This window comes from Serratia sp. H1w (genome assembly GCF_000633355.1).
In the GTDB taxonomy this organism is placed as follows: Bacteria; Pseudomonadota; Gammaproteobacteria; order Enterobacterales; family Enterobacteriaceae; genus Chania.
On the sequence record NZ_AYMQ01000097.1, the window covers coordinates 1 to 11,662 of the forward strand.

Consider the following 11,662-nt stretch of genomic DNA (forward strand, 5'->3'; position numbering starts at 1 on the left):
CCCGGTCTGTACAGGGAGAGGGCTAGGGTGAGGGGCTTGGCTCTGTAGTCGCATGCAACGGGGCCAGTTTGTGTAACAACGCAGTAATATCAACGTCATCTATCTTGTCGGCTGGCAGGTAGCTCTGCGCATAGTCGCGCCAAATGCCAGATTCCAGGAATAGCCTTAACAGCTCACGATCCAGATGGTTTTCATTCGCCATACTGACCAGAATATTGAGCGATTCGGATAGCCGCTTGCCCGGTTTATAAGGCCGATCGGCCGCCGTCAGGGCTTCAAATACATCTGCGATCGCCATCATACGTACCGGAATGCTCATCTGCAGCTGGGTCAACTGGTAAGGGTAGCCTTTACCATCCATGCGTTCATGATGGCCACCGGCAATCACCGCCACGTTGGCCATGGTGCGTGGGAACGGCAGTTTTTCCAGCATGATGATCGTCTGCATTATGTGCTCATTGATCTTATAGCGTTCCTCATCGGTCAGGGTGCCTCTGCGGATCCCCAGGTTATAAACTTCCCCGTGGTTGTAGAGCAAGGCCGGTTCCTTGAGTTTGAAGTGATAGCTTTCCGGCAGACGACTTTTATCATCACGATAAATGATATGTTCTTCTTTATCCGCCAGCAGTGGTTCCTGGACGGGCAAGGTGACGGCTGGGCGGCGATTTTTGCGAGCCAGCTCTTCCCAAGCCACGCCAGCGGTATCATCCAGAGTACGGGTCCAGTGATATTGTGCGATCTGCTGAATGCGGGCGAGCGCGCTGTCAGACAGGAATTCGCCACCGATATTACACTGGGCAATAAAGTAGAAATCCTCGTCCAACTGCTGCAACTCATCCCTTAGCTGCTGTTCCTCCTGCGCGGTGGCTGAGACCTTCGCGTGCCTGCGTAGGAAACTGACCTCTTTTTCCAGCTTCAGCACCTCAAAGCGCATTCGCACCTCGTGGATACGGTCGTAAATCATTTCCAGCTTGGTGGCCTTATCCACGATGGCTTCTGGCGTGGTAATTTTCCCGCAGTCATGCAGCCAGCAGGCGGTGTGCAGCTCCTCCCACTCGTTGACGGAAAGGGTAAAATCGGCGAAAGGACCCTGTTTGGCCTCAACAGCCGCCTTGGCCAGCATCTTGGTGATGATGGGGACGCGCTGGCAATGGCCACCGGTATAGGCACTCTTGGCGTCGATCGCCCCGGCGATCAGTTGAATAAACGACCCCATCAGCGTCTTTTGTTCTTGCAGCAGGTATTGCGTCTCTATTGCGACCGATAAGCTGCCCACCAGGGCATTAATCAGCTGTATTTTGGCTTGCCCGTGTTCCTGGCCAGCTTCGGCAGGATTAAACAGCAGCAAGAAACCCATCAACCGTTGATCATGTGTTTGCATCGGCACGGCCACGTAGCGCAGTGGCAAATGGGACTCACAGATCATAAGCAGTTGGCTGGGGATATTCTCGCGCGTAAAGATCCCTGCACTGGTTTTCCCCTCCAATATCTGCCAGAACGCGGTAGGATGCTGTGGATCAAACTGCAACGATGCTACCTCCGAACTGGCCGCCTCTTTGCCAGCCCAGTTGCAGGCGATGGGGGAAAAGCTGCCTGGCGTTTTGTCCGACAGGAAAATAATTCCGCCGCTCATGGCCGCTATTTTGCTGGTTTCGTTGAGCAAGCCTTGCATCTGCTGCGGGAAATTATCCTTGGCGGATAACAGGCTGCCCATCGAGATAAACTGTTTTAGCGTCAGCTTCATTTTCGACATGGCTTTGTGCAGGTCATCCACCTCTTCAATCACCGAGCGTTCCTCCGCCCGCTCATCAAAATGCAGATTACTGATGGCATCGGCATCCTGGCGCAGGCGGATCAGCGGCCGGGAAATTCGCAGGGAGAAATACCAGACCAGCGGCAGGCTGAGCAGCAGCAACGCGAAGGCGATCAGGGTCGAACGGTTGCGGATGGCGTTGGCATCGGCGGTCAGATAGGCTGAAGGCGTGGCTATCACCAACTGGTAGCCATTGCTTTGTCCTTTAAGGGCAACAACTGCACCAAACCAGCTTTGCCCTTGAGCGGTAAACAGGTTGTTGCTACCGTTATGCGGATCCAGCAACGTTTGCAACACCGGGAATTGTGCAATGCTGTTCAGCCCATCATGATCTCTGGGATTTTGCGCAGGTAGGCTGGCGATAATTTCGTTGGCCGAGTTGATGATCGCTGCTTGGCTACCTTGCGGCAGGTTCTGTTTGAGAAACAGCGAAAGTGAAGCCAGCGAAACGTCCAGACCGATCACCGCGTGGTCATTTGGGGCCTGGATGCTGTAGGTAAAGCCGGTCTCACCGGTGCCTTTGAAGGTATAGAGCGGCGAGGTAATCAATTGCTGAGTTTTGACCGCCAACTGATACCAAGTGCGTTTACGCGGATCCAAACCGTTAAACGGCACGGTTTTCATCGTAATCAACTGCTGATTGGCATCTAAATAGAACGCCTGGCTTTCCGGCGTGGTGCCGAGAAAACGGTTACTTTGCACCAGCCATGCGGCATTTTCCGGCGCGTTAAATAATGCCCGACTAGTCGGGGAGAGGCGGCGTAGTATAAAGAAGTCGCCGTTGGGATAAGCGCTGTATACCGCATTGGCATAATCATTTTGCTTGAGGATCTCGACCAACGGGCCGATAAACGCCATGCGCTGTTCGAGCGTGCTGGCTTCTATTATGGGGATACGTGCCAGCATATTCACCGACATCTTCATGCTACGGGTAACGGAGTTCAGCTCCGCAGCAATGGCTTCGCCGGTTTTTTGATACTGCCGATGGGTGCTGGCCTCGGTCAGTTTGGAGAGCTGGCTGTGGCTAAACAGCACGATCACGCTGCCGATGGAGACAATCAGCAGGGTAAACAGTGCGGCAATCTGGATATGCAGCGGATAACGGCTTCTAAAACCGGTGATTTTACCTGCCATCGTGCCCACCTTGGACGCAAAATGTCATCTTAGCTAAGCATAGACGAAACTGGAGCTTATCTATCTGGTGGTAGAACGGGTTATCAATCTGAGTTTAAGTGAAACCTCCTCGTTCTGTAGCTAAAAAAACCACTGTACTATTAAAAAATAAAGCTTTATGAAACAACGGCGAGAAAGATAGCGATTTTCATCGCGTGGTTGTTGCCAGGAGATGCCGTTGGGGCTGCTACTTAACCCCAAGTTCCTTCCTCAGTAGCGGCATATAGTTATCGATATTATAGGTTGTGTCTCCGGTGATGCTGGCGCAGGAGTTATGGGCGTAAATAAAATAGCTCACTCCTACACTTAAGTCTAAGTCGCTGATGACAGGGTTCTTTTTATCCAGTAGGTTATAAGAGTTTTTAATTAAGTTAGAAAAATCACCGTTTTTCATAATGCCTGGGGAACCTTGAATGATTATAATTCTAGAGCTAGCTAGAACTAATGGAGCTTTTGATTTTACCTGGCTATATTTTTCCGAAATACAGACCCGATACTCACTGCATTGCTTTAGCGCGCTTTGTTGGCAGTACACTTCTGACATGTTTACTACATGATCTATATATGAGTACGGTATGTAGTTTTTACATCCCGAAATCAATAAAACAGAAGTTATTATAATAATGTTAGATTTTTTCAACTTTGCTTTTCTCCTCTTCAAACATTACATCTGCATCGGCATGGCCTCTATCACGCATATTAGGTAAAGCATTTATCGCCTGATTATAATCTGCACCCGGACAACTTTCCCAAGGGCCACCAGTTCTAGCAATAAAATTCGCGGAGCTACCATCGGCGATCGAGTAGTCAATATAAATGTTATCCCAGTGTTTGACATGGCTAGGCTTTGGGCTTTTTCCTTTCTTGGATACCGGATCAAGCGTTACTAGTAACTCAATCGGAATGTCGGGATTTTCTTGCGCCAATAAAAGCACTCTATCTCCACCCCAACTGTGGCCCACTAGCACGATTTTCTGCCCGGCAGCATGCCACTCTTTCATTAGTGGTGGGACTTTGCCGCCACCGTGTTCGGAGTAGGCAACATCTTGTTTGCGTTGGGCAGTAACCTTGCCGGTGTTATCCTTTATGTCTCTACCATTTCTTCTCACATAAGGATCAAAAACAAACTTTAGTAGCGGTTGAAAGCTTGCATCCATCGCACCGCCAACAAATACCACCAGGGTTTTTAAACAACTGGCGGTGATCTTACCTTGCTGCTCCTTTACGCTAGGCAAAATAATATAATCTCTTGGGTCGTTATTTTCGTATTTATAATCAAAACCCGGGAAAATAATTCCATCCGATGCACACATTATCTTGCCTCCAAATGCTTACGTAACATCAACGCTTCCTTTCTGATGCGTCGCTGAGTATAGGTCACCAAATCAGCGAGCCGTGCGTCTTCCTGACTAAATTGACTGTCTGCAAAGTGCGCTTGAACCCAAGGATAGAGTGGGTCATCAAATACTTTATGCCCCAGGAAGAACTGCAATGCCAGAATAACCGCCTGCCCGTGGAAGGTCGTGATCCCATGCTGCTGAAACCAGCTTTGATCCCGAGTTAACAGGGCAAACATCTGATGTATGGGAATGTATTGTGCCCGCTCGGGGTAAAGTGAACGGACATAATCCACCACATGCCGCTCTTCATACATATAGGGCAACTGGTTAAGTTGCAGGACTTGCAGGCTGTCCAGCGCAGCAAGGTAGAACTCTAACCGCTCGCCCATGCTTTTGACGAAGAGTTGCCCAAACACCTGGTTTAACTCGATTAGTTGCCCTGGCTCCTCTGCTGCGGTAGACAAATAGGGTACGACGATGTGCTCGATCTGTAGGTCGGTATCAAAATGGCTACCTAAACTACAGGCTAAATCAAGCAATTGGCAACGATCGTTAAAACGCTCCAGCCGGTAAGTCTGGCATTTTTCCGTAATAACCGAAATGAACAGTTTGACCTGTTCATCGCCCAGTATACGGGCACGCTTAGGATATTTACCGGTAAAGTATTGGTGCAACTGGCTAACCTGATCGGTCTGATTTTGCTGCTTCAATTTGGCGAGTTGCGATTCCTCCAGCGTCAACATTCCTGTGAGAACTGGTGCGCTGTGTAGTGGCAATTCAAAAACCTGCTGCCGTAACCAAAGGGAACTAAATACCCCCATTAGCTGATTTTGCTGCTGTTCGGTGGAGGCCGCCAGGATTAGCGGCAGAAACTGACCATCCCAATAGCGGAAAAATACCGTCTTCTCGTCGGGTAACTTAACCTGCGTTAGGCTGCGTAAATGATCGAGAATACGTTGACGAGGCTGTTCACTGACTGCCAGCCATCCCCAATCCGTTGCTGAGGTGTCACTCACCCACGCCAAAAACGGGCTATTAACCGACAGCTCGACCAGGTAGGGCATCACCTCATGCCAATCTTTGTAGGCCGTATAATGATAAATCCCTTCTGCAACCCGGGAACCATCCAGTTGATAGTAATGTTTCAGTGGTTGTGCATCGCTAACGCTGGACAACACTGCATAGAGCCGTTGCCCCGAGGCTGAACTGGCCAGCCATTGCTGTAGTGGACTATCCATATCTTCGTTTCCTTCGCCAAACTGCGGCGATTAAATGGGGCAACCCTGTTGTTGTTTGCACCGTTCACACTCTTCGCAAAATGCCTGTGGCTCCTTAAACGCGCTAACCTGTGCAGGGTTTAACGCAAAGGCGGCAACGCTTGCGGGTATGGGGATAACATCGGGCATTCTGCCACCCCATCCTCTACCGGAGCCTGGGCTCCCGCTACCCACATTGAGCATGGGGCCGATGGCGACGCCACCGGGATCGATTTTTATAAAGCTGGAGCCTGCCTTTAAGGTGATTTCGGTACCGGTTTCTATCACTATTTTAGTGCCGGACTTCAGGTGGATTTCCTGCCCAACCTCGGTTAGCAAGGCGTTAGTGGCGTTAATGTGGAAATCGTTGTTCACCGTCAGAGAATAGTCGGCTTCGATCCGGTCACGTTTTTCGCCATCCACCTGTAGAAAGTCATTGTGGACAATCTGTTGCCTGCGATCGTTACCTATTCGCCGGTTCTCGTCGTGTTCGATACGCTCGGCGCTGTCATGCAGAACCTCGGTGGTCATGTTCCTTTGTGCATGCAGATAGAGATCTTCCTGGCCTTTTTCATCTTCAAAACGCAGTTCGTTAAAACCTTCACCCTTATGGGTTTGCGAACGGATCGACATCTGGGTTTTGGTGCCTGGCAGCTTGCCCGGGGGCGGGTTGTTGGCATGATAAGTGCGGCCAATAATCACCGGCTGATCGGGATCGCCATTCAGGAACTCGACGATCACCTCATGGCCGATACGTGGCACGGCAGACATGCCCCAGCGCGGTCCCGCCCAAGGGTGGGATACCCGGATCCAACAGGAGCTGCTGTCATCGGTTCTGCCGGAGCGATCCCAAAGAAAACGCACCTTCACCCGGCCATACTCATCGCAAAAGATTTCTTCAGAGTCCGGACCCGTAACAATCGCGATCTGCGCACCATCAATGCGTGGTTTAGGCTGTGGAAGAGGGCGCCAGGTCTGATCGTGGGGAATAAACGCAAACTGGCTGGTGACGGTAGTGCCCGTGCCGCCCACGTTACTCTCCAGCGCTTGAGGTTGTAGCCCTGAGTGGCTGGCCTGGGTGATTTGCCAACGTTTATTGAGCGCCGCCAGGGGATGGTTATCCAGGGTAAAGCGTACGCCGGGTTGCAGGGCCGGGCAGTTGCTCGCGCCTTCGCCCTGATGAGCATCGTTACGCAGTGCCTGCATGCGCCAGCGGGCGAATGACTTGCCTATCTCAGGGGTCTTGAAACGCCCTGGGTAATCGTAATGGAAATACTTGCCGGACTGATGCTCGATATCACGGGCTTCATCGCCGAACTCTGCTTTCCACATGGGATCTTTAAAGGTGTAATCCTTCAACCGTACTTCAGAGAGACGCAGGCTTTCCCGGCGCTTGAAGGTGGTGACACAGGGTTCATCCAATGCGGTGGTTGTCTGTTGGTCGGGGTAATAGGGGAGTGTCGGCCCGTCATTCAGCGCGGCGCAATCATCGGAAAACACCAGCGTATGTTGGCCATCCTCATGCTCAAAGAAATAGTAAATCCCTTCTTCTGCGGCCAGACGATTGATGAAGTCGAGATCGCTTTCGTTATATTGCACGCAAAATTCACGCTCGGGATGCGGGTAGCGCAAAGCGTGGGCGTAGTCGGCGATGCGGTTTTCTTTCAACAGGGTTTCCAGGATTGCCAGAAAGCTTTGTTGCTGAAAAATACGTGAGAAGTGTCCCAACCCGGCTCGCCAGAGCGAGGGACGGATACTAAATCGATAACGCGTTTGATGAAGTCCGGCATCCCCTTGCTCAACGGAGGTGACAATGCCGTTGACGACACGTTGTACCTCGGTATCGCGCCAAATCGTCAGCGTGGCGGTATTATCCAGAATTGAACGAAACGCTACGCTGGAATTGGCACTGGCCACCTCAAGCTCAAGTGCAAAAGGGCTGGAGAATTGCTCGTGCAGCGTAAATCCCACCACCACAAAAGCCTCTGCGGGCAGTTCACCGACAGTTAGCGTAAATCTCAGGCCGCTGGCCCCTTGACCGTTCCCTTGCATATGCCTTCCTTATTTATGGCATGAATATGTCGCGTTTAATAAAAGCAAAAAATCAATATATTCATAAATAATTTTAATGTATTGCAGTCGGCAGAACAATATCTAACTGGCTGGCAAGTGTGATCCAACACGACTATTAGGGATTAGCCAGATTGATGAAAAGAGGCAGTATTCCTGAATTGTTAAGGAGACGCAGAAGTTCGAGTGTAGGGGCGCTGCATGCTGCTCCTGTCAAGCAGCGCCTCTACTCTACGCGGTCACCCCAGCATTGGTGCATTACGCCCTTTTCATGAGGAATGTCATGGAAATGGATCAAATATAACCACTATATTTACATGGTTATAACCTTACTGACACCTGCCTACGCCAGCCAAGATAAGGAGATAACGTCAACGAAAGCGTGTTTTTTTAGCCAGCCCGCTCGGGAAGGATACCTATGAATCAATTTATCGTTGCGGAATCAGAGGCCTGCATTGGCTGCCGGAGTTGCGAGGTCGCTTGTGTGACCGCGCATCATCAAGGGGCATACCCAAGCAAGCGCGAGTATTTCACCCCACGGGTGAAAGTTATTCAGGGCATCAATGGTAATACGGCGGTGTTCTGCCACCATTGCGAAGATGCGCCCTGTGCCAATGTTTGCCCGACCGGGGCCATTGAACAGAGTGATGCCAGTATCCAGGTCAGCCAGGAGAAATGCATTGGCTGCAAAGCCTGCGCGGTTGCTTGCCCGTTTGGCATGATGACGGTGGTCACCGAAACGGTGCAGCCCGCCAACCATCGCCTGGCAGACAGCTATCAGAAGGTCGAAGCGCAGAAATGCGATCTGTGCAGCGATCTGAACCAGGAGCCTGCCTGCGTGCGCGCTTGTCCGACCCATGCGCTGAGCCTGGTAGACAACCAGACGTTGCTGGATCAGCAGCGAGAAAAACGGCTACGTGCCGCAGCACGCGACCATCACAGCCAACTGTTTGGTAGTGCCGCAAATCAACACCCAGGGGCGAAAACCCAGAAGAAAGCCAAGCCGATCCGCAATCTGTTGCAACAGCCACGGGCGCCTCGTCTGGAAGCCAGCAAGATCCCGCTCGATTTGCGCCAAACCAGCTTTGCCGAAATCTACCAGCCCTTTAATGAACAGCAGATCCAGCAGCAGGCAGAACGCTGTCTGAGTTGCGGCAAGCAAAGTATCTGTTCCTGGACCTGCCCGCTGCATAATCAGATCCCGCAATGGATCAAGCTGGCCGGTCAGGGGCGTATCTGGGAGGCCGCGGAGCTCTCGCACCAAACCAGCAGCTTGCCGGAAGTGTGCGGTCGGGTGTGCCCACAGGATCGGTTGTGCGAGCAATCTTGTACGCTCAACGAGCACGGGGGAGCCGTCACCATCGGCAATATCGAACGCTATATCACCGAAACGGCCTTCGAGATGGGTTGGCGGCCAGATATGTCAGCGGTGAAAGACAGTGGCAAGCGCGTAGCCATCATTGGTGCAGGCCCGGCGGGGTTGGGTTGTGCCGATATTCTGGTGCGTCATGGCATCAAGCCGGTGGTGTTTGATCGCTATCCAGAAATTGGCGGGTTGCTGACTTTCGGCATTCCGGCGTTCAAACTGAACAAGGACGTGATGGTCAGAAGGCGTGAAATCTTCAGTGATATGGGCGTGGAATTTCGTTTGAATACCGAGATTGGCAAGGATATCTCGATGGAAGCGTTGCTGAATGATTACGACGCGCTGTTCCTCGGAGTAGGAACTTATAAATCGATGCGTTCCGGCCTGGAAAATGAAGGGGCACCGGGGGTCTATGACGCGTTGCCATTCTTGATCGCCAACACCCAACAACTGATGGGCTATGCCGAGAACCCGCAAAGCCCTTACGTCAATATGGCTGGCAAGCGGGTGGTCGTGTTGGGGGGCGGTGATACCGCCATGGACTGCGTACGTACTTCGTTACGGCATGGTGCAGAACAGGTGATTTGTGCCTATCGGCGCGATGAAAAGAGTATGCCGGGTTCGAAAAAGGAAGTGAAAAATGCGCGGGAAGAGGGCGCAGAGTTCATGTTCAACCTGCAACCACTCAGCATCGTGATCGATGAGGGAGGAAAGGTCAGCGGCATACAGATGCGGCGAACCGAAATGGGCGCACCCGACAGCCAGGGCCGCAGGCAGGCAGTGGCCGTCGAGGGTTCCGAGCATATTATCCCGGCGGATGCGGTGATCATGGCCTTTGGCTTTAGCCCACATCGTATGGGCTGGCTGGCGGAACATAACGTGATGCTGGACAGGCAAGGACGCGTGGTGGCTCCGACAGTTGCAGGATATCCGTACCAAACCAGCAACCGCAAGATTTTTGCCGGTGGCGATATCGTGCGCGGTGCCGACCTGATCGTGACAGCCATTGCCGAAGGGCGAAAGGCGGCGGAAAGCATCGGTTATTACCTCAATGTGCTCTAACGTGGCTCAAGGAGAGACGGTATGAATCAGTTTGTCATTGCCGATATGAAACAGTGCATTGGCTGCCGCACCTGTGAGATTGCCTGCGTGATGGCGCACCTGGGGGATAACCCACTGCCGATGACGGCGGCGAATTTCAATCCCCGCCTGCGGGTGATGAAGACCCACAGCGTCAGCGTACCGATGCTGTGCCGACAGTGTGAGAATGCCCCGTGCCTGAATGCCTGCCCGAACGAGGCGATCCATAACCAGAACGGCAGCGTACAGGTAATGCAGTCGCGTTGTATTGGCTGCAAGACCTGCATGGTGGCCTGCCCTTATGGCGCGATGGAGGTGGTGGTCAATCAGGGCTACGGCAGCGATGGCGTAGCGTACCAACGCGCTCAGGCGAACAAATGCGACCTTTGCCAAGGGCGCGAAGAAGGCCCTGCGTGTGTGGAGGTGTGCCCAACAGCGGCATTAACCCTGATTCGGCCTGCGGATCTACAAGCCATGCAGTTGGAGAAGCAACGGCGCGCGGCACGTGGTTCCACGCCGAACCTGCGCTAATCTTCTTATCCTGTCAACTTGACCCACTTTGCGCGTTAACCGCGTGGGGTGGGTTATCTAAATAGCTGTGCGGAATAGTGCTACAGATGGGAGTTATGCAGAACGCCGACACGCCGTAAACCCGTCCCTGGGGGCTCGCAATCGCGCGTCCATGCGCTCAACGGTCGGCTAACCTGCATAACTCCCACCTGCTTCAAGCTTTGGGTGTAGCGGTATTAAGTACAGTTGTTTAGGGTTATTGCCTATCTCCGACGTTTCTAAATGAAACGAATATCGTCGTTTTCTCCCTGTTTGACTATCATTTTTGCCTTATCCATACTGGCGCCAAGACGTATTAGCAACCCTTTTCCCCTCACCCCAACCCTCTCCCAAAGGGTGAGGGAGCTGGTCCAGAGCCGAGGTTGGGTACGGCAATTAATTTGTGGCACGTTCGGTCCCCTCTCCTTGTGGGAGAGGGTTAGGGTGAGGGTGAGGGGCTTCACTGCAATAACTATTTTTTAATATTCCACTGACCGCGAGTGGATAGGAATGACTCACTCTATTTTACAGGGACGTATGCTGACATCAATTCAGGTCGCCTCCCGGCATCGTGCCATATTGGCCCGGTTGCAGGATTGTAGTTATATCAGTACGGACGAATTGGCCAGAGAGCTGAATGTTTCTGTGCACACCATTCGGCGAGACTTGAATATATTGCAATGCCAGCATCAACTCCGCCGTTGCCATGGTGGTGCAGGGGAATTGAATGCGCCCCCTAATGTGGAAAATAGTTATGGTGTCGAGCAGGTTAGAACTATTGCCAATATTATTGTTGGTGAGTTTGCAATAGGAAGTTGCTTTTATGTTGATAGTCCCTCTTTAGGTGAAACCCTGATTGAATTATTACCGGAGGAGGCGTGTTATCTCATTACGCCGCACATCGAACTGATTGAACCGGCACGACGTAATCCGTTTATTGGCATATTTTTTCTGGGCCGGGACTTATCCCCTAGTGGGGACAATGCCAGTATTCAGGTCAAGTATTCAATGTGTT

Annotated in this window: 8 protein-coding genes; 3 read left to right on the forward strand and 5 right to left on the reverse strand. The window is 52.0% G+C overall.

Annotated elements, in window-relative coordinates:
• Nucleotides 1–22: 22 nt before the first annotated feature.
• The 5 genes from U869_RS0121690 to U869_RS0121710 form a co-directional block, all read right to left on the reverse strand.
• The gene (locus tag U869_RS0121690; RefSeq protein WP_025122763.1) at nucleotides 23–2,947 is read right to left on the reverse strand and encodes an HD domain-containing phosphohydrolase; all 2,925 of its coding nucleotides are present in this window, start codon (nucleotides 2,945–2,947) and stop codon (nucleotides 23–25) included.
• Between the two features lie 226 nt (nucleotides 2,948–3,173).
• A complete protein-coding gene (locus tag U869_RS32250) occupies nucleotides 3,174–3,530 on the reverse strand; it encodes a hypothetical protein (RefSeq protein WP_157834751.1) in 357 nt (118 codons plus the stop codon).
• Nucleotides 3,531–3,612: 82 nt separating this feature from the next.
• Nucleotides 3,613–4,299: an alpha/beta hydrolase gene (locus U869_RS0121700; protein WP_025122761.1), complete on the reverse strand. Its 687-nt coding sequence runs from the start codon at nucleotides 4,297–4,299 to the stop codon at nucleotides 3,613–3,615.
• Nucleotides 4,299–5,564 (reverse strand): DUF4123 domain-containing protein, encoded by a 1,266-nt coding sequence (locus U869_RS30165; RefSeq protein WP_025122760.1) that lies wholly within the window; start codon nucleotides 5,562–5,564, stop codon nucleotides 4,299–4,301. Before U869_RS30165 ends, U869_RS0121700 begins: the two co-directional genes overlap by 1 nt.
• Before the next feature lie 30 nt (nucleotides 5,565–5,594).
• Nucleotides 5,595–7,634 carry a type VI secretion system tip protein VgrG gene (locus U869_RS0121710; protein WP_025122759.1) on the reverse strand — a complete coding sequence of 680 codons (2,040 nt, stop codon included), beginning with the start codon at nucleotides 7,632–7,634 and terminating at the stop codon, nucleotides 5,595–5,597.
• Between the two features lie 436 nt (nucleotides 7,635–8,070).
• Between U869_RS0121710 and aegA the strand changes: the two genes are divergently transcribed.
• From aegA to U869_RS31560, 3 genes are all read left to right on the forward strand, one after another.
• Nucleotides 8,071–10,080: a formate-dependent uric acid utilization protein AegA gene (gene aegA, locus U869_RS0121715; protein ID WP_025122758.1), complete on the forward strand. Its 2,010-nt coding sequence runs from the start codon at nucleotides 8,071–8,073 to the stop codon at nucleotides 10,078–10,080.
• Between the two features lie 21 nt (nucleotides 10,081–10,101).
• The gene (locus tag U869_RS0121720; protein ID WP_025122757.1) at nucleotides 10,102–10,629 is read left to right on the forward strand and encodes a 4Fe-4S dicluster domain-containing protein; all 528 of its coding nucleotides are present in this window, start codon (nucleotides 10,102–10,104) and stop codon (nucleotides 10,627–10,629) included.
• A 528-nt stretch (nucleotides 10,630–11,157) separates the two neighbouring features.
• Nucleotides 11,158–11,662 (forward strand): DeoR family transcriptional regulator (locus tag U869_RS31560; protein WP_157834752.1); only part of this gene is annotated, 505 nt, incomplete at its 3' end.

Bases quoted from the DNA above. Each gene is read 5' to 3' on its own strand.
- U869_RS0121690 (WP_025122763.1), bottom strand. From the start codon at position 2,947: ATGGCAGGTAAAATCACCGGTTTTAGAAGCCGTTATCCGCTGCATATC.
- U869_RS32250 (WP_157834751.1), bottom strand. From the start codon at position 3,530: ATGTCAGAAGTGTACTGCCAACAAAGCGCGCTAAAGCAATGCAGTGAG.
- U869_RS0121700 (WP_025122761.1), bottom strand. From the start codon at position 4,299: ATGTGTGCATCGGATGGAATTATTTTCCCGGGTTTTGATTATAAATAC.
- U869_RS30165 (WP_025122760.1), bottom strand. From the start codon at position 5,564: ATGGATAGTCCACTACAGCAATGGCTGGCCAGTTCAGCCTCGGGGCAA.
- U869_RS0121710 (WP_025122759.1), bottom strand. From the start codon at position 7,634: ATGCAAGGGAACGGTCAAGGGGCCAGCGGCCTGAGATTTACGCTAACT.
- aegA (WP_025122758.1), top strand. From the start codon at position 8,071: ATGAATCAATTTATCGTTGCGGAATCAGAGGCCTGCATTGGCTGCCGG.
- U869_RS0121720 (WP_025122757.1), top strand. From the start codon at position 10,102: ATGAATCAGTTTGTCATTGCCGATATGAAACAGTGCATTGGCTGCCGC.